Annotated in this window: 24 protein-coding genes and 1 pseudogene; 16 read left to right on the forward strand and 9 right to left on the reverse strand. The window is 69.5% G+C overall.

Features of this window, described 5'->3' with window-relative positions:
• Window positions 1–57 precede the first annotated feature (57 nt).
• From argC to ACWCRB_RS23940, 5 genes are read left to right on the forward strand one after another with little or no spacing between them, the layout of a single operon-like run.
• On the forward strand, window positions 58–1086 hold the full coding sequence (argC, locus tag ACWCRB_RS23920; RefSeq protein ID WP_450997975.1) for an N-acetyl-gamma-glutamyl-phosphate reductase: 1029 nt from the start codon (window positions 58–60) through the stop codon (window positions 1084–1086).
• The gene (argJ, locus tag ACWCRB_RS23925) at window positions 1083–2234 is read left to right on the forward strand and encodes a bifunctional glutamate N-acetyltransferase/amino-acid acetyltransferase ArgJ (protein ID WP_450997976.1); all 1152 of its coding nucleotides are present in this window, start codon (window positions 1083–1085) and stop codon (window positions 2232–2234) included. Before argC ends, argJ begins: the two co-directional genes overlap by 4 nt.
• Window positions 2231–3139 carry an acetylglutamate kinase gene (gene argB, locus ACWCRB_RS23930; RefSeq protein WP_450997977.1) on the forward strand — a complete coding sequence of 303 codons (909 nt, stop codon included), beginning with the start codon at window positions 2231–2233 and terminating at the stop codon, window positions 3137–3139. The genes argJ and argB overlap by 4 nt, the downstream gene beginning before the upstream one ends.
• Window positions 3136–4341 carry an acetylornithine transaminase gene (locus tag ACWCRB_RS23935; protein WP_450997978.1) on the forward strand — a complete coding sequence of 402 codons (1206 nt, stop codon included), beginning with the start codon at window positions 3136–3138 and terminating at the stop codon, window positions 4339–4341. Before argB ends, ACWCRB_RS23935 begins: the two co-directional genes overlap by 4 nt.
• A gap of 21 nt (window positions 4342–4362) precedes the next feature.
• Window positions 4363–4899 carry an arginine repressor gene (locus tag ACWCRB_RS23940; protein ID WP_369034302.1) on the forward strand — a complete coding sequence of 179 codons (537 nt, stop codon included), beginning with the start codon at window positions 4363–4365 and terminating at the stop codon, window positions 4897–4899.
• A 70-nt stretch (window positions 4900–4969) separates the two neighbouring features.
• On the opposite strand, the gene ACWCRB_RS23945 is transcribed toward ACWCRB_RS23940, so the two are convergent.
• The 6 genes and pseudogenes from ACWCRB_RS23945 to ACWCRB_RS23970 all read right to left on the reverse strand — a co-directional run.
• Complete coding sequence (locus ACWCRB_RS23945; RefSeq protein ID WP_450997979.1) at window positions 4970–5707, reverse strand: FAD:protein FMN transferase; 738 nt, start codon at window positions 5705–5707, stop codon at window positions 4970–4972.
• 43 nt (window positions 5708–5750) lie between these two features.
• On the reverse strand, window positions 5751–6881 hold the full coding sequence (locus ACWCRB_RS23950; RefSeq protein ID WP_450997980.1) for an FMN-binding protein: 1131 nt from the start codon (window positions 6879–6881) through the stop codon (window positions 5751–5753).
• Window positions 6882–6900: 19 nt separating this feature from the next.
• Window positions 6901–8283 (reverse strand): ferredoxin reductase family protein, encoded by a 1383-nt coding sequence (locus ACWCRB_RS23955; RefSeq protein ID WP_450997981.1) that lies wholly within the window; start codon window positions 8281–8283, stop codon window positions 6901–6903.
• 150 nt (window positions 8284–8433) lie between these two features.
• Window positions 8434–9138, reverse strand: coding sequence for a L,D-transpeptidase family protein (locus ACWCRB_RS23960; protein WP_450997982.1), 705 nt, complete (start codon window positions 9136–9138; stop codon window positions 8434–8436).
• A 3-nt stretch (window positions 9139–9141) separates the two neighbouring features.
• Complete coding sequence (locus tag ACWCRB_RS23965) at window positions 9142–9729, reverse strand: pyridoxamine 5'-phosphate oxidase family protein (RefSeq protein ID WP_450997983.1); 588 nt, start codon at window positions 9727–9729, stop codon at window positions 9142–9144.
• A 144-nt stretch (window positions 9730–9873) separates the two neighbouring features.
• Window positions 9874–10311: pseudogene (locus tag ACWCRB_RS23970) on the reverse strand (hypothetical protein); the annotation flags it as partial.
• Window positions 10312–10506: 195 nt separating this feature from the next.
• On the opposite strand from ACWCRB_RS23970, the gene ACWCRB_RS23975 reads away from it, so the two are divergent.
• The 5 genes from ACWCRB_RS23975 (at window position 10507) to ACWCRB_RS23995 (ending at window position 16592) form a co-directional block, all read left to right on the forward strand.
• Window positions 10507–11700 carry an argininosuccinate synthase gene (locus tag ACWCRB_RS23975; protein WP_450997984.1) on the forward strand — a complete coding sequence of 398 codons (1194 nt, stop codon included), beginning with the start codon at window positions 10507–10509 and terminating at the stop codon, window positions 11698–11700.
• A gap of 103 nt (window positions 11701–11803) precedes the next feature.
• On the forward strand, window positions 11804–13231 hold the full coding sequence (gene argH, locus ACWCRB_RS23980; RefSeq protein ID WP_450997985.1) for an argininosuccinate lyase: 1428 nt from the start codon (window positions 11804–11806) through the stop codon (window positions 13229–13231).
• Between the two features lie 223 nt (window positions 13232–13454).
• Window positions 13455–14426, forward strand: a complete 972-nt coding sequence (locus ACWCRB_RS23985) for an aldo/keto reductase (protein WP_450997986.1) — start codon at window positions 13455–13457, stop codon at window positions 14424–14426.
• Between the two features lie 97 nt (window positions 14427–14523).
• On the forward strand, window positions 14524–15075 hold the full coding sequence (locus ACWCRB_RS23990; RefSeq protein WP_450997987.1) for a TetR/AcrR family transcriptional regulator: 552 nt from the start codon (window positions 14524–14526) through the stop codon (window positions 15073–15075).
• Entirely contained in the window at window positions 15072–16592 is a 1521-nt protein-coding gene (locus tag ACWCRB_RS23995) for an MFS transporter (RefSeq protein ID WP_450997988.1), read from the forward strand. The genes ACWCRB_RS23990 and ACWCRB_RS23995 overlap by 4 nt, the downstream gene beginning before the upstream one ends.
• A gap of 120 nt (window positions 16593–16712) precedes the next feature.
• Here ACWCRB_RS23995 and ACWCRB_RS24000 read toward each other — a convergent pair whose 3' ends face one another.
• Window positions 16713–17384 carry a lysophospholipid acyltransferase family protein gene (locus ACWCRB_RS24000; protein ID WP_450998003.1) on the reverse strand — a complete coding sequence of 224 codons (672 nt, stop codon included), beginning with the start codon at window positions 17382–17384 and terminating at the stop codon, window positions 16713–16715.
• A gap of 353 nt (window positions 17385–17737) precedes the next feature.
• Here ACWCRB_RS24000 and ACWCRB_RS24005 point away from each other — a divergent pair, with 353 nt between their 5' ends.
• From ACWCRB_RS24005 to ACWCRB_RS24015, 3 genes are all read left to right on the forward strand, one after another.
• Entirely contained in the window at window positions 17738–18934 is a 1197-nt protein-coding gene (locus ACWCRB_RS24005; RefSeq protein WP_450997989.1) for a glycerophosphodiester phosphodiesterase, read from the forward strand.
• 96 nt (window positions 18935–19030) lie between these two features.
• Entirely contained in the window at window positions 19031–19537 is a 507-nt protein-coding gene (locus ACWCRB_RS24010) for an RNA polymerase sigma factor (RefSeq protein ID WP_405540723.1), read from the forward strand.
• 46 nt (window positions 19538–19583) lie between these two features.
• The gene (locus ACWCRB_RS24015; RefSeq protein WP_369034289.1) at window positions 19584–20081 is read left to right on the forward strand and encodes a GNAT family N-acetyltransferase; all 498 of its coding nucleotides are present in this window, start codon (window positions 19584–19586) and stop codon (window positions 20079–20081) included.
• A gap of 80 nt (window positions 20082–20161) precedes the next feature.
• On the opposite strand, the gene ACWCRB_RS24020 is transcribed toward ACWCRB_RS24015, so the two are convergent.
• Both ACWCRB_RS24020 and ACWCRB_RS24025 read right to left on the reverse strand, forming a co-directional pair.
• Window positions 20162–20602, reverse strand: a complete 441-nt coding sequence (locus ACWCRB_RS24020; RefSeq protein WP_450997990.1) for a hypothetical protein — start codon at window positions 20600–20602, stop codon at window positions 20162–20164.
• On the reverse strand, window positions 20583–20942 hold the full coding sequence (locus tag ACWCRB_RS24025) for a hypothetical protein (RefSeq protein WP_450997991.1): 360 nt from the start codon (window positions 20940–20942) through the stop codon (window positions 20583–20585). The genes ACWCRB_RS24020 and ACWCRB_RS24025 overlap by 20 nt, the downstream gene beginning before the upstream one ends.
• A gap of 60 nt (window positions 20943–21002) precedes the next feature.
• On the opposite strand from ACWCRB_RS24025, the gene ACWCRB_RS24030 reads away from it, so the two are divergent.
• The 3 genes from ACWCRB_RS24030 to ACWCRB_RS24040 all read left to right on the forward strand — a co-directional run bounded on the left by ACWCRB_RS24030 (window position 21003) and on the right by ACWCRB_RS24040 (window position 23802).
• Window positions 21003–21653 carry an HAD family hydrolase gene (locus ACWCRB_RS24030; RefSeq protein WP_450997992.1) on the forward strand — a complete coding sequence of 217 codons (651 nt, stop codon included), beginning with the start codon at window positions 21003–21005 and terminating at the stop codon, window positions 21651–21653.
• A gap of 395 nt (window positions 21654–22048) precedes the next feature.
• Window positions 22049–23080 (forward strand): methionine ABC transporter ATP-binding protein, encoded by a 1032-nt coding sequence (locus ACWCRB_RS24035; RefSeq protein WP_450997993.1) that lies wholly within the window; start codon window positions 22049–22051, stop codon window positions 23078–23080.
• Entirely contained in the window at window positions 23077–23802 is a 726-nt protein-coding gene (locus ACWCRB_RS24040; RefSeq protein WP_450997994.1) for a methionine ABC transporter permease, read from the forward strand. Before ACWCRB_RS24035 ends, ACWCRB_RS24040 begins: the two co-directional genes overlap by 4 nt.
• Window positions 23803–23849 lie beyond the last annotated feature (47 nt).

Consider the following 23849-nt stretch of genomic DNA (forward strand, 5'->3'; position numbering starts at 1 on the left):
GGTATTGCATAAACGTGCATCGAAACGTATAGTCATGCCATCAAGGAGGAGGGTTTCATGGCAGTACGTGTGGCGGTGGCCGGAGCGAGTGGGTACGCGGGCGGGGAACTGCTGCGTCTGCTCCTCGTCCACCCCGAGGTGGAGATCGGCGCCCTGACCGGCAACTCCAACGCCGGGCAGCGGCTCGGCGCGCTGCAGCCGCATCTGCTGCCGCTGGCCGACCGTGTGCTCCAGGAGACCACCCCCGACGTGCTCGCCGGGCATGACGTCGTGTTCCTCGCGCTGCCGCACGGGCAGTCCGCCGCCGTCGCCGAGCAGCTCGGCCCGGACGTCCTCGTCGTCGACATGGGCGCCGACTTCCGGCTCCACGACGCGGCCGACTGGGAGAGGTTCTACGGTTCCGCGCACGCCGGGACCTGGCCCTACGGCCTCCCCGAACTGCCGGGCGCCCGCGCCGCGCTGGAGGGGTCCAAGCGCGTCGCGGTGCCCGGTTGCTACCCGACCGCCGTCTCGCTCGCCCTCTTCCCGGCTTACGCCGCCGGGATCGCCGAGGCCGAGGCCGTGATCGTCGCCGCCTCCGGGACCTCCGGCGCGGGCAAGGCCGCCAAGACACACCTGCTGGGCAGTGAGGTCATGGGATCCATGTCGCCGTACGGCGTCGGCGGCGGCCATCGGCACACGCCCGAGATGATCCAGAACCTCAGCGGTGCCGCGGGCGAGCCCGTCGCCGTCTCCTTCACGCCCACCCTCGCCCCGATGTCCCGCGGCATCCTCGCCACCTGCACCGCCGCTGCCAAGCCCGGTGTCACCGCCGAGTCCGTGCGCGCCGTCTACGAGAAGGCGTTCGCCGACGAACCGTTCGTTCACCTCCTCCCCGAGGGGCAGTGGCCCGCCACGGCGTCCGTCTACGGTTCCAACGCCGTTCAGGTACAGGTCGCATACGACGCCGCCGTGCACCGGATCATCGCGATCAGCGCCATCGACAACCTGACCAAGGGCACCGCGGGCGGTGCCGTCCAGAGCATGAACATCGCCCTCGGACTCGACGAGACGACTGGGCTTTCCACGATCGGAGTCGCACCGTGAGTGTCACGGCAGCCAAGGGGTTCACGGCGGCGGGTATCGCCGCCGGGATCAAGGAGAACGGCAACCCCGACCTGGCCCTCGTGGTCAACAACGGGCCCCGCCTCGCCGCCGCCGGCGTCTTCACCTCCAACCGCGTCAAGGCCGCACCGGTGCTGTGGTCCGAGCAGGTCTTGAAGGGTGGCATCGTCTCCGCCGTCGTTCTCAACTCCGGTGGTGCCAACGCCTGTACGGGGCCCAAGGGGTTCCAGGACACGCACGCCACCGCCGAGAAGGTCGCGGACACTCTCGGACTGAACGCGGGGGAGGTCGCCGTCGCCTCCACCGGACTCATCGGACTGCTCCTGCCAATGGACAAGCTGCTCCCCGGAGTCGAGACCGCCGCCGGTCAACTCTCCGAACACGGCGGTGAGAAGGCCGCCATCGCCATCAAGACCACCGACTCCGTCCACAAGACGGCCGTCGTCAGCAAGGGTGACTGGACCGTGGGCGGCATGGCCAAGGGCGCGGGCATGCTCGCCCCCGGCCTAGCCACCATGCTCGTCGTCCTCACGACGGACGCGGACGTCGAAAGTGACGTACTGGACAAGGCACTTCGGGCCGCCACCCGCACCACCTTCGACCGCGTCGACTCCGACGGCTGCATGTCCACCAACGACACCGTGCTCCTGCTCGCCTCCGGGGCCTCCCAAGTCACCCCCGGCTACGAGGAGTTCGCGGAGGCCGTACGGGCCGTCTGCGACGACCTCGGGCAGCAGCTGATCCGGGACGCCGAGGGCGCCAGCAAGGACATCAAGGTCGAGGTCGTCAACGCGGCCAGCGAGGACGACGCCGTCGAGGTGGGCCGCTCCATCGCCCGCAACAACCTCCTCAAGTGCGCCATCCACGGCGAGGACCCCAACTGGGGCCGCGTCCTCTCCGCCATCGGTACGACCCAAGCCGCTTTCGAGCCCGACCAGTTGAACGTCGCCATCAACGGCGTCTGGGTCTGCAAGAACGGCGGGGTCGGCGAGGACCGGGAGGGAGTCGACATGCGCTACCGCGAGGTCCACATCGTCGCCGACCTCGCCGCCGGGACCGAGACCGCCACCATCTGGACCAACGATCTCACCGCGGACTACGTCCACGAGAACAGCGCGTACTCGTCATGAGCACCACGCGGAAGCACACCGCCCTCCCCAAGGCCAGGATCCTCATCGAAGCGCTGCCGTGGCTGACCCGGCACAACGGCAAGGTCGTCGTCATCAAGTTCGGCGGAAACGCCATGGTCGACGAGGAGTTGAAGAGCGCCTTCGCCCAGGACGTCGTCTTCCTGCGCCAGGCCGGCCTCAGGCCCGTCGTCGTGCACGGCGGCGGCCCGCAGATCAGCGCCGCCCTCGACAGGCACGGCATCGTCAGCGAGTTCAAGGCGGGCCTCAGGGTCACCACCGAGGACGCCATGGACGTCGTACGCATGGTGCTGGCCGGGCAGGTCCAGCGGGAGCTGGTCGGGCTGCTCAACCAACACGGGCCGCTCGCCGTCGGATTGACCGGCGAGGACGCGCACACCATCACCGCCACCAAGCACCAGCCCGAGATCGACGGGGAGTTGGTCGACATCGGGCGGGTGGGCGAGATCACCGCGATCGACACGGGCGCGATCGAGGCACTGCTCGCCGACGGCCGTATCCCGGTCGTCTCGTCGATCGCCCGTAGCCAGGACGACGGACATGTCTACAACGTCAATGCTGATACGGCGGCTGCGGCACTCGCTGCTGCGCTGGGCGCCGAGACTCTCATGGTCCTCACGGACGTCGAAGGTCTCTATGAGGACTGGCCCAACAGCGACGAGGTGATCAGCCGCCTCACCGCTTCCCAACTGGAGAAGCTGCTGCCGGAGTTGAGCTCCGGCATGGTGCCGAAGATGGAGGGCTGTCTGCACGCCGTTCGCAACGGCGTGACCACCGCCCGGGTCATCGACGGCCGGGTCCAGCACTCGATCCTGCTGGAGATCTTCACGGACGAAGGCATCGGCACGATGGTCGTGCCCGATGCGGAAGAGGGGGATGCGGTATGAGCGCCGACCAGGAACCGACCGCGAATCAGGAACTGACGGCGCGCTGGCAGGGCGCGCTCATGAACAACTACGGCACCCCCCGGCTGCCCCTAGTCCGTGGCGCAGGCAGCACCGTGTGGGACGCCGACGGCAAGGCGTACACCGACTTCGTGGGCGGAATCGCCGTCAACGCGCTCGGCCACGCCCACCCGGCGATCGTCGAGGCGGTCTCCACCCAGATCGCCTCCCTCGGCCATGTCTCCAACCTCTTCGTCGCCGAACCGCCCGTCGCCCTCGCCGAACAGCTGATCCAGCGCTTCGGCCGGGACGGCAAGGTGTTCTTCTGCAACTCGGGCGCAGAGGCCAACGAGGGCGCCTTCAAGATCGGCCGGCTGATCGGACGGGGGCACATGGTCGCGACCGAGGGCGGCTTCCACGGTCGGACCATGGGCGCCCTCGCGCTCACCGGCCAGCCCGCAAAGCGGGAGCCCTTCGTGCCGCTGCCCGGTGACGTCACGTACGTCCCGTACGGCGACGCGCAGGCGCTGGCCGCCGCCGTCACCGACGAGACCGCGCTCGTCATCATCGAGCCGATCCAGGGCGAGAACGGGGTCGTGGTCCCGCCCGCCGGCTATCTGAAGGCCGCGCGCGCCATCACCGCCGCCACGGGTGCCCTGCTCGTCCTCGACGAGGTACAGACCGGCGTCGGCCGTACCGGGCACTGGTTCGAGTACCAGGCCCATGATGGCGTCCTGCCCGACGTCGTCACCCTCGCCAAGGGCCTCGGCGGCGGGCTGCCGCTGGGCGCGACGGTCGCCTTCGGACGCGCCGCCGACCTGCTCCAGCCCGGCCAGCACGGTACGACGTTCGGCGGCAACCCGGTCGCCTGCGCCGCCGGACTCGCCGTTCTCGACGCCATCTCGAACGAGGGGTTGCTGGAGAACGTCAAGCGGCAGAGCGAGAAGTTGCGGGACGGAATCGAGGGTGCGGGGCACTCGTTGATCGATTCTGTCCGGGGCGCGGGCCTCCTCCTGGGTATCGTGCTCACGAAGCCCCTCGCGCCCCAGGTGCAGCAGGCGGCTCAGGACGCCGGGTTCCTGGTGAACGCGCCCGCTCCCGATGTCGTACGGCTCATGCCGCCGTTGAACATCGGTGACGCCGAAGTGGACGCGTTCCTCCAGGCACTTCCCGGGGTTCTCGACGCGGTTGACGGGAAGGACTAGTCGGGGAATGAGACGACGACGATGACGCAGGCGCAGGATCACGACCACGCGGGGCCTGCCGTACCGCAGACCCGCACCGCACGCCACCGCCGGATCGTGGACATCCTCAACCGGCAACCGGTGCGGTCGCAGAGTCAGTTGGCGAAGCTGCTGGCCGATGACGGGCTGACCGTCACTCAGGCGACGCTGTCCAGGGACCTGGACGAACTGAACGCGGTGAAGATCCGCAACAACGACGGCGATCTCATCTACGCGGTGCCCAGTGAGGGCGGGTTCCGTACGCCTCGCGCTCCGCTGGGGGAGTCGGCGAAGGAGGAGCGGATGCGGAGGCTGTCTTCCGAGTTGCTGATCTCCGCGGAGGCTTCCGCGAATCTGGTGGTTCTGCGGACGCCTCCGGGGGCTGCGCAGTTCTTGGCGTCGTCCATTGATCAGGCTGAGCTGCACGATATTTTGGGGACCATCGCGGGGGACGACACGTTGCTGTTGATCAGTCGTGATCCTCTGGGGGGTCAGGCTCTGGCTGATCACTTGTTGGCGTTGGCTCAGAAGAACCATTGAGCGGTTGAGTTTCGGGCGCGGGCCGGTGGGGGCTGGTCGCGCAGTTCCCCGCGCCCCTGAAAACACCCCCTCACCCCAGCCTTCTGGCTAGCCCCCCGGTGCACCTGACCTCGTCGCCCGCCGTTATCAGTAGCGCCTCTACGTCCGGTAGGGACTCCAGCCAGCGCAGTGCCTGGCGCGAACCCATGGCGAATGCCGCCGTCGCCCACGCGTCCGCCCAGGTCAGTTCTGGGGCTACCACCGTTACCGCGACCAGGTCCGTCACCGCTGACTTGCCGGTGCGGGGGTCGACTATGTGGGTGCCGCGTTCTGCTGTGCCGGACGTGGCTACCGCCAATTCGTCCGTGCCCGCCGCCGAGACCACGGCCGCCAGGCCGCCGGGGCGGAGGGGGTCCGACACGCCTACGCGCCAAGGGCGTTGGGGGCCCGGGGAGCCGCAGAGCTGGACGTCGCCGGCGCCGTTGACGCTGACGCCGCTCACCCCGGCCGCCATCAGGGTTCTGGCCGCGCGTTCCGCCGCCCAGCCCTTGACGAGGCCGGTCGGGTCGATCTGGCCCTGGTAGGTGTGGCTGAACCACCCCTCGCTGACCCGCTCCGCCTCGGCGCACAGGTCGAGCACCTCGGCGACCTCCGGGTCGCAGTCGGCGACGGAGATCTCGCCGCGGGCCAGCCGGGAGATCTGGCTGTTCTCCCGGTAGGTGCTGAACACCTCGTTGACCTTGTGCAGTCCGGCGACGGCCGAAGCCAGCGCCAGCTCGACCGCACGGGGGTCCCCGCCGCGGACGTCGAAAGAGAAGACGGTCCCCATGACCTCCTCCGCATGACGCACCGCGGCGGGAGCTTCGGCGGGATCAACCACCGGCCTGGTCCAGGGCCGACTGCAGGGACTCCTTGTAGCCCGCGCTGGTGTAGCTGGCGCCGGACACCGCGTCGATGTCGGCGTCGCCCGCGGCCAGCGCCGCGTCGTTGAGCTTCGGGATCGCGTCGCCGGAGATCTGGTCGCTCCGGCCGCCGCTGGGCGCCTGCACCGCCGACGCCGACGTGATCTTGCCGTCGGTCAGGGTGACCCGGACCTGGACCGGGCCGTACTCGGTCTGGACGACGCTTCCGGTGAACGTACCGCCGCCGTTGGAGGTCGCTCCGCCTTCCGCAGCCGCAGGCGGGGCGCTGGTCTCGGCCGCGGGCGGGGCACTGCTCTCCGCCGCGCCTGCTCCCGCGTCCGATTCCGCGGGGACCTTGTCCAGGGCGGACTGGAGGGACTTCTTGTACCCGGCGCTCGTGTAGCTGGCGCCCGAGATCGCGTCGATGTCGGCGGTACCGGCGGCCACGGCCGCCGCGTTGAGCTTGGGGATCGAGTTCCCGGAGATCGTGGTGCTCTGGCCGCCGCTGGGGGCCTTGACGGCCTCCGCTTTGGTGATCTTGCCGCCGGTCACCGTGATGCGGACCTGGACCTCGCCGTACTGCGTGTCGACCACGTCGCCGATGACCGTGGCGGCCTGCGCCGTGCCACCGCCCGCGGCGGCGCCCGTGCCCGCGCTGGCCTTGTCCAGGGCGGACTGGAGCGACTTCCCGTAGCCCGCGCTCGTGTAGCTGGCGCCCGAGATGGCGTCGATGTCGGCGGTGCTCGCGGCGACCGCTTCCGCGTTGAGCTTGGGGATGGCGTTGCCGGAGATCGCGGTGCTCTGGCCGCCGCTGGGGGCCTTGACGGCCTCCGCCTTGGTGATCTTGCCGCCGGTCACCGTGATGCGGACCTGGACCTCGCCGTACTGCGTGTCGACCACGTCGCCGGTGAAGGTGCCGTCCTTGGCGGTCGCACCGCCCTGGGCCGACTCCTGCGCCGCCGACGTCTGTTGGGGCAGAGCGCCGGCCGCCTGTGCGGACCCTGGGTCCGACGACGGCTTCAGCGTCAGCAGCAGCACGATTCCGGAGACTGTGGCGGCGCTCGCGAGCATGACCCGCCGAAAGGGGTGACTCTTCTTCATCGCTCCTGGCTCCCGTCGCTCACATCTCGAACGACTCGTGGTGGATACGGCGCGCGGGAACACCCGCGCCGCGCAGTGCCTCGTACACGCCCTGCGCGAAGCCGGGCGGCCCGCACATGAAGACGTCGTGCTCATCGATGTCGGGCAGCTTCCGCCGCAGCGACTCCGCGGAGATGTCGGGGCGCTCCCCGTCGGGGCTGTTCACCGCGTACATCAGGCGGGCGCCGCGCTCGTTGGCGATGGTCGCCAGCTCGTCCCACAGGGCCAGGTCCTGGGTGCTGTTGGCCCGGTAGAGGAGGGTCAGGTCGCCCGCCGCGCCGGGCAGGGTCTCGAACAGGGCGCGCATCGGGGTGATGCCGACACCGCCCGCGACCAGCAGCACCTTGCCCTTGCTGCGCTTGGAGGCGGTCAGAGCGCCGTACGGGCCCTCGGCCCACACCCGGACGCCGGGCTCCAGCTCGCGCAGGGCCGAGCTGTGGTCGCCGATCGCCTTCACGGTGATCCGCAGCATGTTGGGGCGGGGGGCCGCCGACAGCGAGTACGGGTGCGAGCTGAACCGCATACCGGGGGCCAGGAAGCGCCAGCGGAAGAACTGGCCCGCCTCCGCGCCCATCCGGTGCAGCTTGCGGCCGCTCATCAGCACGGACACGATGCCCGGGGTCTCCTCGATGACCGCCTCGACCCGCAGCCGGTGCCGCATGTTCAGCCGGACCGGCGTGATGATGCGGTACCAGACGACCAGCGCGGTCACCGAGCCGTACAGCGCGTACCAGGCGGTCTTCGCGGCCGGCTCCACGACGAACTCGTTGCCCGTGGACAGCTGGTGCCAGAACGTCAGGAACGTGGCCGCGTACGTCAGCAGGTGCACGTGGTACCAGAGGTCGTACGGGATCCTGCGCCGCACCGGGCCGATGGACATGAGCCCGATGAGCACCAGCAGACCCGTGCCGATCGCCGCCTTGCCCATGTCGGGCAGCTGGTTCACCGAGTCGACCGTCTGCTGGACGATGTCGCCGAACGTCTTCCCGGCCTGGAGGGCGTACCCGTACATGATCAGGACGACGTGCGCCACGACCAGGCAGAGCGTGTACCGGCCGCTCATCGCGTGCCAGCGCGCCACCCGGTCCGAGCCGACCCGGCGCTCCAGCGCGGGTACCCGGGCCATCTGCAGCACGACCAGTGCCATCAGGTAACCGCCGAGCAGACCGGTGATCCGGCCGGCCGCGATGACCTGGGCGGTGGTGTCCGCGAGGGACGGGGTGTTGCTCCACCACAGCCAGATCACTCCGGCCGCGCCCGCCGCGACAGCGAGCAGCAGCGGGACGGCGGGGGAGCGACGAGGTCGGATGCGGCGCATCGTCTGGCGCCGCGCGGCACGTCCGCCTGCGATCGTGGTGGTCACGGTTCCTCCGTGGGACGGGGTCTAGTCGAGAGGCTTGGCCCCTTGGCCCTTCCATACGTGCCACGACCGCTGAGTGTTCAGTGCCCCACGGAGTCCACAGCGAACAGGAGTGACGGCGGGTAACATCCGCCGTCACTCCTGCTGCCGGGCTCAGTATCGAGTGATCGCCGTGGGCCCGCTCGTCGTGCCGATCGCGATGTGCGGCCGGCGGCCCGGCTCGGCCCAGGCCAGGATCGCGCGCATCGCCGCCACCGGCACGGAGACACAACCGGCCGTCGCCCCGCGCCCGTTGACGTGCAGGAAGATCCCCGCACCGCGCCTGCGCACCGGCTGGGCGTAGTTGAAACCGATGACGTACGCGTGCGCGTACTGCTGCGTGTACGAGATGAGGTGCTCGGACTCGGCGGCGCGGCAGTCGGCGGGGCGGGGCTCGGTCCAGCGGTTGTAGGAGCGCGAGTCGTTGTCCTGGCACCACCAGGAGTTCTGCCGCACGGGCCGGTACGTGACGTCGGTACCGCTCGGCGCCGGCTTGATGCCGAAGGCGTACGGGAGGTCGTACAGCCCGGTGGGAGTGGTGTTCGTGCCCTGCTTGCGGGAGCCGCCCTCGACGAGCCCGTTCGCACCGAAGCGCGCGGTCGCGGAACCGGCCTTCGTCCATGTCCCGTCGCGCAGGTCCCACCAGGTGACCGTGCCCGAGGTCGCCTTGCCGCTCGGCGCCTGAGCCGTGATCAGCTGCGTGCCGCCGCCGGTGTCGGCCATCCGCGCGGGCAGCGGCGGCGCGGCCGTGGGAGGGACCCCGGCGGCGAGCACGAGAAGGGACGCGGACACGAGGACGACGGCGGCTCCGGGGCGCATGGCTCAGACCGTACTGGGCGGGAGCGGCAACGGCAGCCCCGGTAGTCCGTCCAGGCTCGTCGCGATGTGGTCCTTCTTCTCGAAGTAGGCGCTCAGCGAGGCGTCGTCCTCGCGCGCGAACCGCCTGCCGTGCAGATCGCGGTCGCCGTCGTACGACATGAGGGGCACCGAGTAGCCGCAGCTGTCCCGGACGAGTTCGGCCCGTACGACGATGATCGCCCGCAGCCCGTGATCGGTGGGGTCGATGTCCGGGAAGCGGGCGAGGAGTTCGGGGAAGCGCGGGTCGTCTCGGAAGACCGGCTCACCGCGGCCGTGCACCCGGACGATGTTCGGCGGGCCCTCGAAGGCGCACCACATGAGGGTGATCCGGCCGTTCTCGCGGAGATGGGCGACTGTCTCCGCGGTGCTGCCCGCGAAGTCGAGATACGCGACGGTCAGCTCGTCGAGGATCACGAAGGAGCCCTTGAGGCCCTTGGGGGAGAGGTTGACCGTGCCGTCGCCGGAGAGCGGGGCGGACGCGGTGAAGAAGAGGGGCTGCGCCTCGATGAACGTACGCAGCCGGCCGTCTATGCGCTCGTAAGTCTTTCCCATGACTAACTATTGTCGGGGAAAGTCGTTCGCCTGTCTAAGGTTTTACCGACATGGCTACGGCTGTGATGACTACGGCTGTACAGGACCGCGGCCGCCCCGGCCGGCGCTTACGTCGGGGCGGCCACAGTGCCTGTCACCTCACTTGTCGAGAGTGCAGGCAGCCAGGGAGTCGAGGCCCGCGGGCTTCTCGGCGGTGCGGCCGATGGCGGTGGCGATGCGGTTGACGACGGCGATGCGCTTGTCCTCCAGCGGGCCGAGGATGGCGTTCTGGACGAAGTTGGCGCCGCCCTGGCCGACGGTGTCGATGAGGCGCTGGTTGGCTTCGTCGATCTGGGTCTGGAGGAGCGTGAGGTTGCGGTCGACCTCGGCCTGCGCGGTGGCGGGGATCGCGGGCAGCTGCGACGCGACGTCCGGGCAGCTGATGGTGCCTGGATCCGCCAGCGTCTTGGCGTTCGTGGCGTTGTTGGACGTTTCCCCGGCGAGGGCCGAGCCCGCGACGATCGCGCCGGACAGTGCCACCGCGGCGGCGCCACCGATGAACGCGACGCGACGCTTGTTGTACTTCGGAAGAGCCCTGGACATGCGGATGCCTCACTCGGGTCGGGGGGTTCGTCGTTTACAAACGCGGCGCCTGCGTCCGGCGAGGAGTACGGGAAAGCGGTTTCGAGTGTTCAAAGGCTCGGCAAACATCCGCGGGAAAATTTTTCGAGATTGACGAACCATGCAGACTCCTGCATACTCATGCATGTCAGCGAATGCACTGTGAGGAGAAAACCCGTGACCGAGCGCGTCGTACTCGCCTACTCAGGCGGACTGGACACCTCCGTCGCCATCGGCTGGATCGCCGAGGAGACGGGCGCCGAGGTCATCGCCGTTGCGGTCGACGTCGGCCAGGGCGGCGAGGACCTGGACGTCATCCGCAAGCGCGCCCTCGCGTGCGGCGCCGTCGAGGCCGAGGTCGCGGACGCCAAGGACGAGTTCGCCGAGGAGTACTGCCTCCCGGCGATCAAGGCCAACGCCCTCTACATGGACCGCTACCCGCTGGTCTCCGCCCTCTCCCGGCCGACGATCGTCAAGCACCTCGTCGCCGCCGCCCAGAAGCACGGCGCCACCACGGTCGCCCACGGCTGCACGGGCAAGGGCAACGACCAGGTGCGGTTCGAGGCCGGCATCGTGGCCCTCGCCCCCGACCTCAAGTGCATCGCCCCGGTCCGTGACTACGCGATGACCCGCGACAAGGCGATCGCCTTCTGCGAGGACAAGCAGCTCCCGATCGCCACCACCAAGAAGTCCCCGTACTCCATCGACCAGAACGTCTTCGGGCGCGCGGTCGAGACGGGCTTCCTGGAGGACATCTGGAACGCCCCGATCGAGGACATCTACGAGTACACCTCGAACCCGGCCGAGCAGCGCGACGCCGACGAGGTCATCGTCTCCTTCAAGGAGGGCGTCCCGGTCGCGATCGACGGCAAGCCCGTCTCCGTCCTCCAGGCGATCCAGCAGCTCAACGAGCGGGCCGGCGCCCAGGGCATCGGCCGGATCGACATGGTCGAGGACCGTCTCGTCGGCATCAAGTCCCGTGAGGTGTACGAGGCTCCGGGCGCGATCGCCCTGATCACGGCCCACCAGGAGCTGGAGAACGTCACGGTCGAGCGCGAACTCGCCCGCTACAAGCGGCAGGTCGAGCAGCGCTGGGGCGAGCTGGTCTACGACGGCCAGTGGTTCTCCCCGCTGAAGCGCGCCCTGGACGGCTTCATCAACGAGGCCAACCAGCACGTCAACGGCGATGTCCGGATGACCCTGCACGGCGGCCGCGCGGTAGTCACGGGCCGGCGCTCGGAGACCTCCCTCTACGACTTCAACCTGGCCACGTACGACACGGGCGACACCTTCGACCAGGCCGCGGCCAAGGGCTTCATCGACATCTACAGCCTGTCGTCGAAGATCGCGGCGAAGCGCGACCAGGCGTAGAGCCCTAACCGATACGGTTGTTGCGAACCGCCTCCCCTCCGTACGGGTGGGGAGGCGGTCGCACATCCACCCCCTGCCTTTCTGTTTTCGAGGAGCAACGCAAGTGAGCAGCAACAGCGGTGACGTACGGCTCTGGGGCGGCCGTTTCGCCGACGGTCCCGCCGAGGCCCTGGCCAAGCTGTCCGCGTCCGTCCACTTCGACTGGCGGCTCGCGCCCTACGACATCGCCGGATCGCGTGCCCACGCGCGCGTGCTGCACAAGGCGGGCCTGCTCACGGACGACGAGCTGACCCGCATGCTGGCCGGCCTCGACCAGCTCGAAGCGAACCTCGCCGACGGCAGCCTCGTCCCCACGACGGCCGACGAGGACATCCACACGGCCCTGGAACGCGGCCTGCTGGAGATCCTCGGCCCCGACCTCGGCGGCAAGCTCCGCGCCGGCCGCTCACGCAACGACCAGGTCGCGACCCTCTTCCGCATGTACCTGAGGGACCACGCCCGTACGATCGCCGACCTGATCGCCGACCTCCAGGACGCGCTGATCGGCCTCGCGGAGGCCCACCCGGACGTGGCGATGCCCGGCCGCACCCACCTCCAGCACGCCCAGCCGGTCCTGTTCGCCCACCACGTCCTGGCCCACGTCCAGCCCCTGTCCCGGGACGCGGAACGCCTGCGCCAGTGGGACGAGCGCACGGCGGTGTCGCCGTACGGCTCGGGAGCCCTGGCGGGCAGCAGCCTCGGCCTGGACCCGGAGTCGGTGGCGAAGGACCTCGGCTTCGAGAACGGCAGCGTCGGGAACTCGATCGACGGCACGGCGTCCCGCGACTTCGTGGCGGAGTTCGCGTTCATCACGGCGATGATCGGTGTGAACCTCTCCCGGATCGCCGAGGAGATCATCATCTGGAACACGAAGGAGTTCTCCTTCGTGACCCTGCACGACGCGTTCTCGACGGGCTCGTCGATCATGCCGCAGAAGAAGAACCCGGACATCGCGGAACTGGCACGCGGAAAGTCCGGCCGCCTGATCGGCAACCTGACGGGCCTGCTGGCCACCCTCAAGGCCCTGCCCCTGGCCTACAACCGAGACCTCCAGGAGGACAAGGAGCCGGTCTTCGACTCCTGCGACCAGCTGGAGGTACTCCTCCCCGCCTTCACCGGCATGATGGCCACCCTCACCGTCCACCGCGACCGCATGGAGGAACTGGCCCCGGCCGGCTTCTCCCTGGCCACCGACATCGCCGAGTGGCTGGTCAAGCAGGGCGTCCCGTTCCGGGTGGCCCACGAGGTCGCGGGCGAGTGCGTGAAGGCGGCGGAGGCGGACGGCGTAGAACTCGACGGCCTCACCGACGACCAGTTCGCCAAGATCAGCACCCACCTCACCCCCGAGGTGCGGTCGGTCCTCAACGTCCCGGGCGCCCTGGCCTCCCGCAACGGCAGGGGCGGCACGGCCCCGAGCGCGGTGGCGATCCAGTTGGCAGAGGTGAAGCAGAACGTGGCGGCCCAACACGAATGGGCAACAGCGAAGAACTGAAGGGCCGCAGGCCCCTTCAGGGGCGCGGGGAACGGCGCGACAAGCCACACACCACCTGCACCCGCCGAACGACAGCACCTCCCGACCCAATAGGCGCAGGGGGTCGAAGGGGCACAGCCCCTCAGGGATGGGACGGGTAGGGGCGGCGGGGGCGACAAACAAAGGTCATCGCGGGTTACGTTGGTCGGACAGCCGCACCGGACCCGACCGAACGGAGCCCGCGATGCCCTTCGCCCGACTGGCCACAGCAACAACCCCCACCTGCCACCTCGGCCTGGGCCTCGCCGCAGTAGCCCGCCCCGGCTACATCAACCTCAACCGAGACGAAGACCTCGGAGAGAACCGCACCGTCGAATCGCTCCGCACCCGAACCCACGAACTCCTCGACGCCGCCTACGCCCAGGGCGTCCGCTACTTCGACGTGGCCCGCTCGTACGGCCGCTCCGAAGAGTTCCTCGCCGACTGGCTGACAGCACACCCCGCCCTCGACGACGTGGTGATCGGCAGCAAGTGGGGCTACACCTACACCGCCGACTGGACCACCGACGCCGAGCAGCACGAGGTCAAGGACCACAGCCTCCCGACGTACGAGCGTCAGCGCGCCGAAACCGACCACCTGCTCGGCGCGCGCCTGGACCTCTACCAGATCCACTCGCTGACCCCGGAGAGCCCGGCCCTGTCGGACAAGGAACTCCACGCCCGCCTTGCGGAAGCAGCCGAGCAGGGCCTGACCGTCGGCTTCTCGACCAGCGGCCCCGCCCAGGCCGACACGATCCGCGCCGCCCTCGCGGTCACCGTCGACGGCGAGCCCCTCTTCCGCACGGTCCAGTCGACGTACAACGCCCTGGAGACCTCCGCAGGCCCCGCCCTGGCCGAGGCCCACGACGCCGGACTGACGGTGATCGTCAAGGAGGGCATGGCCAACGGCCGCCTGGCCGCAGGGCAGGCACCGGACGCCGTACGGACGATCGCCGAGGAGACAGGCCTGGGCGCGGACGCAGTCGCCCTCGCACTGGTCCTGCGGCAACCGTGGGCCGGGGTCGTACTCTCCGGCGCGGCCACGGCGGCCCAGCTCGCCTCGAACCTGCACGCGGCGGTCGTCGACCTCGACGACGACCAGCTGTCGCGCCTGGCCGCGCTGGTGGAGGAGCCGCGCGCCTACTGGGAGCGACGCGGCCAGCTGCCCTGGCACTGAGCTGGGCATTGAGAAGAAGCCCCTGTTGAGCAGATAGCGACGATACACACACGCCTCCGATGAGACAAAGTTGTCTCATATGGCCTATGGTTGTCTCATGGCCGTCGACCGTGACCACGTGCTGCGCAGCGCAGCCGCCCTCCTCACCCGCAAATCCACGTCCACCATGGACGAGGTCGCCAAGGCGGCCGGGATCAGCCGGGCCACGCTGCACCGCCACTTCGCCGGGCGGGACGTGCTCGTACGGGCCCTCGAAGAGCTGGGCATCGAGGAGTGCGAGGCGGCGCTGACGGCCGCGCGACTCGGCGACGACACCGCTCAGGAGGCCGTCCGCCGCATGGTCGGGGCACTCGAACCCGCCGCCGGACTGCTCGCGTTCCTCTACACCGAGAACCAGCTGTTCGAGGGCGAGGAGCAGAACGAGGGCTGGGCCAGGATCGACGCCGCGATCGCCGCCCTGTTCCGGCGCGGCCAGCAGAACGGCGAGTTCCGCATCGACCTCACCCCGGCCTGGCTCACCGAGGCGCTCTACGGGCTGATGGCCTCGGGCGCCTGGGCCGTGAGCGAGGGCCGGGTCGCGGCCAAGGACTTCAACCACATGATCGTCGAGCTGTTGCTCGGCGGTGCGCTACGGAGAGAGGAATCATGACCAGCACCCTGCAGCCGGCCCACGCGACGGAGGAAGGGATACGTCCGGGCCGCTGGCTCGCGCTGTCCGTCCTCGTGCTGGCCGTGCTGCTGGTGGCCGTCGACGCGACCGTTCTCGGTCTCGCGACCCCCTACATCAGCGAGGATCTGAAGCCGTCCGGCACGCAGTTGCTGTGGATAGGCGACGTCTACTCGTTCGTCATCGCGGGCCTGCTCGTCTCCATGGGCAGCCTCGGCGACCGTATCGGCCGCAAGCGGCTGCTGCTCATCGGCGCGACCGCGTTCGGACTGGTGTCGGTCCTCAACGCCTATGCGACGACACCGGAGTTGCTGATCCTGGCGCGGGCGCTCCTCGGTGTCGCGGGCGCGACCCTGATGCCGGCCACGCTCGCCCTGATCCGCAACCTCTTCCACGACCCGCGCGAACGCAGCCTCGCCATCGGCATCTGGGGCGCGACCGCCTCCGCAGGCACCGCAGTCGGCCCAGTGGTCGGCGGTTTCCTGCTCGAACACTTCTGGTGGGGCTCGGTCTTCCTGATCAACCTGCCCGTGATGGTGGTCCTCGTCCTCGTCGGCATCAAGCTGCTCCCCGAGTCCCGCAACCCGGCGCCGGGCCCCTGGGACCTGCGCAGCGTCGTACTGTCGCTCGTCGGCATGGTCGGCATCGTCTACGGCATCAAGGAAGCGGCGTCACACGGCTTCTCGTGGCCGGCACTGGGCGCGGCAGTGTTGGGCGCCGCCGCTCTGCATGGCTTCGTACGCCGCCAACTGACCCTCCCCGTCCCTCTGTTGGACATGCGCCTGTTCCGCGACCGGGGCTTCAGCGGAGCGGTACTGGCGGACCTCCTGACCATCCTCGGACTCTCCGGGCTGGTCTTCTTCCTCTCGCAGTATCTGCAACTGGTGCAGGGCCGGGGTCCGTTGGAGGCGGGCCTCGCCGAACTGCCCGCAGCGATCGGTGCGGTGGTGGCCGGCCTGCTCGCCGGCGCGGCGGCCCGGCGCTACTCGGTACGGGCCGTGGTCTCGGGCGGACTGGCGGCCATAGGCCTGGCCCTGGCCGCCCTCACCGTCGTGGACCAGTCCACGGGCTACCCACTGCTGGGCACCGCCCTGCTGGTCGTCGGCGTCGGCGCGGGCCTCTCGTTCACCGTGACCTCTGACGTGATCCTCGCGAGCGTCCCCAAGGAACAGGCGGGCGCGGCAGCGGCGGTATCGGAAACAGCGTACGAACTGGGCGCGGCCCTGGGCATCGCCCTGCTGGGCTCGATCGTCACGGGTGTGTACAGAAACTTCCCCGCCCCGACGGGCACACCCGCTGAGGCCCACGAATCCCTGGGCGGCGCGGTGGAAACGGCAGCGAGCCTGCCGGCGCCGACGGCGGAGGCGTTGCTGAACGCTGCCCGCGAGGCCTTCACAGAGGGCATCGCGCTGGCGGCGGGCGCAGGAGCGGTGGTGCTACTGGCAGCGGCGGGAGCGGCCTGGGTGTTGCTGAGGGAACAAAAGCTGGCGGGACGTTGACGGCGCCGGGTGCGGAGTGCTTTTAGGGGCGCGGGGCTGTATCGATTTGCGGCTCCGCCGCGTGGGCGCGACAAGCCACGACGCACCCGCACCCAACAGACAACCCCAAGCCAAGTACCCCTAAGCAGCCTTGGCCTTCGTCGCGTACATATCCACGTATTCCTGCCCGGACAACCGCATGACCTCAGTCATCACAGAGTCGGTCACGGCCCGCAGCACATACCGATCCCGATCCATCCCCTCATACCGAGAGAACTCCATCGCCTCACCGAACCGCACCATGACCCGCCCCGGCCGAGGCATCCCCGCCCCACCCGGCTGCAACTTGTCCGTACCGATCATCGCGAACGGCACAACAGGCGCCCCCGTCATCAGAGTCAGCCGGGCGATACCGGTACGCCCCCGGTACAGCCGCCCGTCGGGCGAGCGCGTGCCCTCGGGGTAGATCCCGAACATGCGCCCCTCCTCCAGCACCCGACGCCCCGTCATCAGCGCCGCGACACCGCCGTTGGCCCCGTCCCGGTCCACCGGGATCATGCCGACGCCGGTGAAGAACCAGGCCATGAGGCGGCCCTTGAGGCCCGCACCGGTGACGTACTCGTCCTTGCCGATGAAGACGACCTGCCGGTCGCAGACCAGCGGCAGGATCATCGAGTCGATGAACGTGAGGTGGTTGCCGGCCAGGATCACCGGACCGTCCCCCGGAATGTGCTCCATGCCCTCCACCCGTGGGCGGAACATCAGGCGCATGATCGGTCCGAGCAGTGCCTTGATGAGCGCGAAGCGGGACAACGGGCCCTCCGGTGTCAAGGTATTCGGTATAAGTCTGTGCAGGTGAGGACGATACTCGCGCCTCAGGGGGTAGTGCACATCGGGTTCACCGAGTACTTACGCACTGTTGACCCGCGTTTACCTGCGGTGGCGCACTGTTGCGGGCGGGTGACGGACCGCCACGAATGTGACGGAGATCGCGTGTCGCCCGTACCGGACACACTGTGCGCCTACCCACCGAGCCCCCGTCGATGCCGACATCCGGTGTTATCCGTTGTCGTCCGCGTGTTCTGCCCGAGGCCTCCCTGTCGCCATGTACACACACCTACGATCGGTCCGTTTGGACAGATGACGGTGCGGCAGGAGGGGCGCTCATGGGCACGCTGGAGTCGAACGGACATGCGCAGGGGGAGTCGACGGGGACGGGGCGGCGGACGCTGCTCGGAGCCGCGATGCTGGGTGCGGGCGGAGCGGTCCTGGGACTGCCCGGCGCGGCGAGAGCCGACACCCAGCAGACCGGACAGGACGCGAAGCATGGAGGCGGTGGCTTGAAGGGCCTGCCCGTACCGACGATCATCGGCCACCGGGGTGCGAGCGGCTACCGCCCCGAGCACACCCTCGGGTCGTACCAGTTGGCGCTCGACCTGGGCGCGGACATCGTGGAGGCCGGTGACCTGGTCCCCACCAAGGACGGTCACATCGTCTGCCGCCACGAGCCCGAGATCGGCGGCACGACCGATGTCGCCGACCACCCGGAGTTCGCGAGCCGCAAGGTCACCAAGGTCCTGGACGGTGTCACCCTCACCGGCTGGTTCACCGAGGACTTCACGCTCGCCGAGCTGAAGACGCTGCGCGCGATCGAGCGCATTCCGGCCAACCGCCCGCACAACACCCTCTACAACGGCCGCTGGGAGATCCCCACCTTCGAAGAGGTCCTCCGCTGGCAGGACGAGCAGACCCGCAAGCGCGGCAAGCAGGTCTGGATCTACCCCGAGACGAAGCACCCCACCTACTTCCGGGCGCTCGGCCTGGGCCTGGAGGAGCGGGTCGCGAAGCTGCTGAAGAAGCACGGCAAGGACAGGAAGAACTCGCCGGTCATCCTCCAGTCCTTCGAGCCGACCAGCATCCAGCGCTTCAACCGGCTCGTCGGCAACCCGCTCGTCGTCCTGCTCTCGGCCGCGAACACGCGTCCCTGGGACTTCATCACGACCGGTGACCCGCGCACGGTCGCCGACCTGGTCAAGCCGGCCGGTCTGCGGGAGATCGCCTCCTACGCGCAGGGCATCGGCCCGACCCTCGACCTGGTCATCCCGAAGGATTCGAACGGCGCGCTCACCTCCCCGACCACCCTGGTCGCGGACGCGCATGCGGCGGGCCTGATCCTGCACCCGTACACCATGCGCAACGAGAACCCCTTCCTGCCGACGAACTTCCGCAAGGGCACGGACGCGGACGCCTACGGAGACGCCTTCGGCGCGTACCGCACGTACTTCGCGACGGGCATCGACGGCGTCTTCACGGACAACCCGGACACGGGCGTACTGGCCCGCAAGGACTTCCTGAGCAGCTGACGAGTCATGCGTCAACGACTGAACGCCCTGCCCCGATTGGGGTGACAACCGGCCGCTCCGGCAACCTCCCGCCGGAGCGGCCGCGTCGTGCCGCATATGACCCACGACATGGTTTCCGCCCTGCGCCCGCTGCTCGCCGCCGAGGCCTCGGCGGAGGCATATGCCTACGGCGCCGAGCCGAGCGACCTGGAACAGGCCGTCTGGCTCCGCCTCCTGGAACGCCTCGACTCCGACGGCCCGCCTGCCGACCCGCAGAACTGGCTCCGCCGGGCCGTCCGCTCCGAGGCCCGCCGCAACCGCCGTACCGCCCGCATCGAACGGCCGTACGGCGACCAGCCCGCGGCCGACGACCGCCCGGGCCCCGAACAGCTCGCCCTCACCGCCGCCCGGCATCGCGCCCTGCGGGACGCGGTGCGCCGGCTGCCCGGCCGCTGCCCGAGTCTGCTGGAGGCCCTGCTGTCGCCGAAGGACCTCACATACAGGGAAATCGCGGGGGAGTTGGGTATCTCACAGGGCAGTCTTGGTCCGGAACGTTCCAGATGCCTGGGATGTCTCCGTCGATTGCTGACGCCGGAGGTTGCGGCCCGCGAAGCACGGGGATAGGAGTGAGGAACAAACGACTGAACAGGTGAGCGGGAGGCGTGCACACATGGGCATGAGCGTGACCATCTCGGTGGCGACCGAACGGGACGCGGAGCAGATCTTCCGGCTGCAGTACCTGTGCTTCCAGAGCGAGGCCGCTCTGTACGGCAACTACCGGATCGATCCGCTGGTCCAGACCCTGGACTCCGTGCGGGAGGAAGTCGGCGCGGACTGCGTCTTCGTGGCGCGGCTGGGCGAGGAGGTGGTCGGCTCGGTGCGCGGCACCCCGAACCCCGACGGCACGGCGTCCATCGGCAAACTCTGCGTCCACCCCCGCCTCCAGGGCCACGGCATCGGCGCCCGCCTCCTGCGCGCCGCCGAGTCGGCCCTCGCGGAAGAACGCGGCGCGAAGAGGTTCCGCCTCAGCGCGGGCCACCGCAGCGACGCCGGCCTCCGCCTCTACCGCCGAGTCGGCTACGAAACGGTAGGCACCGACAAGGGCAACGACGGCGTACCGATGATCGTCCTGGAAAAGCAGGCGGGAACATACGCGGCCACTGCTTGACAGGGCTTCACGGGGGCGCCCCTTAGGGGCGCGGGGAACTGCGCGACAAGCCACGACGGACCCGCAGTCGCGCAGAACCCTCAGCCAATCTCCCCCTTGGGCGAACGAGCCTGCCGCAACCAGTACATGGCGGAAAGCGGCAGCAGCACCGGGATGAACAGGTACCCCACCCCATAGTCGGACCACACGGTCGAGTCGGGAAACGCGGACGGCTCGACCAAGGTCCACGTCCCCACGATCAACACCCCGGCAAGTTCGGCGGCGCAGCAGACGAACGCAGCCCGACGAGCCCGCTCCCCACCCCGCACCAGCGAGTACGTGATGAACCCGTACACCACCCCGGCCACCGCCGACAGCGAGTAGGCAAGCGGCGCATGCCCGAACTCGGTGGAGATCTGCACCACCGACCGGGACACCGCACCCACGACCATCACGCCGTACAGCCAGACCAGCAACATCCCCGGCCCACTGATCAGCCGCGACCTCTCCGCCGTGGCCATCTCACCCTCCCCAGATGTCATAGAGCCGCACCTCCAGCACGGCCAGCACCACCCCGCCGGCGGCCACCGTCACCGAGCCCCACCGCGTACGCTCCGCCAGCGACATGAACCCCGTCACCGGCACACACGCCAGCGCGCCCAGCAGATACGCCACGAAGATCGTCGTACCCTGCTCCGGCTTCTCGCCCCGGGCGAGCTGGACGATGCCGACCACCAGCTGGACCACGGTGAGCACGGTGACCACGCCCATGCCGATGAAGTGCCAGTCCTTCGTGGGCTGATCGCGGTACGTGGCCCAGCCGCACCAGGCGGCGAGCGCGAGGGCGGCGACGGAGGTGGCGACCGTCAGGGCATCAAGCATGCCGCCGACCCTATTACGGCCGAAAAGGGCAGGTGCCGTCGGCCCCGTAGGGTCGAGGCCATGACGATCCACGCTGACGCCCTGCTGTTCGACAACGACGGCACCCTCCTCTCCTCCCTCGCCTCCGTGGAGCGCTGCTGGACTCGGTGGTGCGTGGAGTACGGGATCACCGCCGAGGCGTTCGCGCGGGTCGGACTGCACGGGCGGCCGGCCGCCGAGATAGCCGCCGACCTGCTGCCCGCCGAGGCCGTGTCCGGCGCCGTCGCCCGGATCGAGCAACTCGAGGTGGACGACGTACCGAACGGTGGCGCCGTACTGCTGCCCGGGACGGCGGAGTTCCTCGCCTCCCTCCCCGCCGACCGGTGGGCCGTCGTCACCTCCGCGACCCGGCGGCTGGCCGAGGCGCGGCTCGACGCCGTCGGCATCCTGCCCAAGACGCTGGTCACCGCCGACGACGTCACGCGCGGCAAGCCCGACCCCGAGCCCTACCTCCTCGCCGCCCGTGAACTGGGCGTCGACCCGGCCCGCTGCGTCGTCTTCGAGGACGCCCCCGCCGGGCTCCGGGCAGGCCGTGCCGCCGGGATGACCACCGTGGCGTTGGCCACAACCCACGAGGCACACGAACTGACCGCCGATCTGGTCGTCGACGATCTCTCGGCCCTGTCCGCGCTGGTCACCGCCGCTGGCGTGGAGATCCAAGTACGTGGCTGATACACGTCCACGCCTGTCCATACTCCGGACAGGCGTGGACGGACGTTCTTGGCCGTGTCCATACGTCTGCTTTACTGATCGCATGACCACTACGAGCAGCCGCACCCTTGCGACCGAGGCGACCCTGACGCCCGGTGCTCGTTGTATGTGTCGAATGTGCGCCTTCTAGAGGGCCCTCGCACCACCCCCTGAGCCTGGGGGTCCCCCCGCTCGAGCGAAGTCGAGAGTGGGGGAGCCCCGAAGCAGCCGCCGTGGCATGTCCGTACGCCGCAGCCGTATGACTCCTGAGACTCATCACGCGCTACGCACGTACGTGACGCCCCGAGCCGTGCACATCCTCTTCCCGTGTCCCGGGCACACCCACGCCCGCGCACTCGACAGTGACGGAAACCCCTGTGATCACCACGTCCGGCCTCACGAAGGTCTACCGCTCGCGCGGTCGTGAAGTCACCGCCCTCGACGGCGTCGACCTGCACGTCCGCGAAGGCGAGGTGTACGGCGTCATCGGCCAGTCCGGCGCCGGCAAGTCCTCGCTCATCCGCTGCGTCAACCTCCTGGAACGCCCCACCGCGGGCACCGTGAGCGTCGACGGCCACGACCTCACCGCCCTGGCCGGACGCGGACCCCGGGCGGGCCGGGAACTGCGCCGGGCGCGCAGCCGGATCGGCATGGTCTTCCAGCACTTCAACCTGCTCTCCTCCCGGACCGTCCAGGACAACGTGGAGCTGCCTCTCGAAATCCTCGGTACGTCGGGGAACGAGCGGTCCCGCAAGGCGCTGGAGCTGCTCGACCTCGTCGGCCTCTCCGACAAGGCCAAGTCCTATCCGGCCCAGCTCTCCGGCGGCCAGAAGCAGCGCGTCGGCATCGCCCGCGCCCTCGCCGGCGACCCCAAGGTGCTGCTCTCCGACGAGGCCACCAGCGCCCTCGACCCGGAGACCACCCGCTCCATCCTCCAGCTGCTGCGCGACCTGAACCGGCAGCTGGGGCTCACCGTGCTGCTCATCACGCACGAGATGGACGTCGTCAAGTCCATCTGCGACTCGGCCGCCCTCATGGAGAACGGACGGATCGTCGAGTCCGGCACCGTCAGCGAGCTGCTCGCCACCCCCGGCTCCGAACTGGCCGCCGCGCTCTTCCCGGTCAGCGGCGACGCCTCCGGGGACGACCGCACGGTCATCGACGTCACCTTCCAGGGGGACGCGGCCACCAGGCCCGTCATCTCGCAGCTCTCCCGTACGTACAACATCGACATCTCGATCCTCGGCGCCGCGATGGACACCGTCGGGGGCAGGCAGGTCGGCCGGATGCGCATCGAACTGCCGGGCCGCTACGAGGAGAACGTCGTGCCGGTCGGCTTCCTGCGCGAACAGGGTCTGCAGATCGATGTCGTCGGAGAGCGTCAACTGGTCAAGGACGGTGCCAAGTGACCTGGTCCGAGATGCAGCCCCTGCTGGAGCAGGCGTGTTGGGACACCCTCTACATGGTCGGCTGGTCCACGCTGATCGCCGTCGTCGGCGGGCTTCCGCTCGGCATCCTGCTGGTCCTGACCGACCGGGGCGGCCTCCTCCAGAACGTCGTCGCCAACAAGGTCATCGGGCAGGTCGTGAACATCGCCCGGTCGATGCCGTTCATCATCCTGATGGTCGCGCTGATGAGCTTCACGCGTGCCCTCACCGGTACGACGATCGGCCGCGAGGCCGCCATCGTGCCGCTCGCCATCGGTGCGATCCCGTTCTTCGCGCGTCTCGTCGAGACGGCTGTCCGCGAAGTGGACCACGGGCTCGTCGAGGCCGTGCAGGCCATGGGCGGCAACACCTGGACCGTCGTCCGCCGGGTCCTCGTACCCGAGTCGCTGCCCTCGCTGATCTCGTCGGCCACCACGACCGTCGTCGCCCTCATCGGCTACTCCGCGATGGCCGGCACGGTCGGCGCGGGCGGCCTCGGCGACATCGCCATCCGCTACGGCTTCCAGCGCTTCGAGAACGGCCTGATGTGGATCACCGTGGCGATCCTCGCGGTCGTCATCTCGGTCATCCAGTTCGCCGGTGACTACGCGGCCCGCAGGCTGCACCGGCGCGGCGGCGGCTCCGGATCGGAGCCCAGGCTCCGGCTCCTGAAGGCCAGGCCCAAGCTCGGCAAGGCCGCCTGAGAGCCGCCGCGTACCCCCCTCACCACCCCCACACCCACCCGCAGATT

The sequence above is a fragment of the Streptomyces sp. NPDC002156 genome, assembly GCF_053593675.1.

Coding starts and splice junctions, on each gene's coding strand:
- ACWCRB_RS24025 (WP_450997991.1), bottom strand. CDS start 20,942: ATGCTTGATGCCCTGACGGTCGCCACCTCCGTCGCCGCCCTCGCGCTC.
- argB (WP_450997977.1), top strand. CDS start 2,231: ATGAGCACCACGCGGAAGCACACCGCCCTCCCCAAGGCCAGGATCCTC.
- ACWCRB_RS23935 (WP_450997978.1), top strand. CDS start 3,136: ATGAGCGCCGACCAGGAACCGACCGCGAATCAGGAACTGACGGCGCGC.
- argC (WP_450997975.1), top strand. CDS start 58: ATGGCAGTACGTGTGGCGGTGGCCGGAGCGAGTGGGTACGCGGGCGGG.
- ACWCRB_RS23995 (WP_450997988.1), top strand. CDS start 15,072: ATGACCAGCACCCTGCAGCCGGCCCACGCGACGGAGGAAGGGATACGT.
- ACWCRB_RS23985 (WP_450997986.1), top strand. CDS start 13,455: ATGCCCTTCGCCCGACTGGCCACAGCAACAACCCCCACCTGCCACCTC.
- ACWCRB_RS24010 (WP_405540723.1), top strand. CDS start 19,031: ATGACCCACGACATGGTTTCCGCCCTGCGCCCGCTGCTCGCCGCCGAG.
- ACWCRB_RS24005 (WP_450997989.1), top strand. CDS start 17,738: ATGGGCACGCTGGAGTCGAACGGACATGCGCAGGGGGAGTCGACGGGG.
- ACWCRB_RS23990 (WP_450997987.1), top strand. CDS start 14,524: ATGGCCGTCGACCGTGACCACGTGCTGCGCAGCGCAGCCGCCCTCCTC.
- ACWCRB_RS23965 (WP_450997983.1), bottom strand. CDS start 9,729: ATGGGAAAGACTTACGAGCGCATAGACGGCCGGCTGCGTACGTTCATC.
- ACWCRB_RS23960 (WP_450997982.1), bottom strand. CDS start 9,138: ATGCGCCCCGGAGCCGCCGTCGTCCTCGTGTCCGCGTCCCTTCTCGTG.
- ACWCRB_RS23950 (WP_450997980.1), bottom strand. CDS start 6,881: ATGAAGAAGAGTCACCCCTTTCGGCGGGTCATGCTCGCGAGCGCCGCC.
- ACWCRB_RS23945 (WP_450997979.1), bottom strand. CDS start 5,707: ATGGGGACCGTCTTCTCTTTCGACGTCCGCGGCGGGGACCCCCGTGCG.
- ACWCRB_RS24030 (WP_450997992.1), top strand. CDS start 21,003: ATGACGATCCACGCTGACGCCCTGCTGTTCGACAACGACGGCACCCTC.
- ACWCRB_RS24020 (WP_450997990.1), bottom strand. CDS start 20,602: ATGACATCTGGGGAGGGTGAGATGGCCACGGCGGAGAGGTCGCGGCTG.
- ACWCRB_RS23940 (WP_369034302.1), top strand. CDS start 4,363: ATGACGCAGGCGCAGGATCACGACCACGCGGGGCCTGCCGTACCGCAG.
- ACWCRB_RS24015 (WP_369034289.1), top strand. CDS start 19,584: ATGGGCATGAGCGTGACCATCTCGGTGGCGACCGAACGGGACGCGGAG.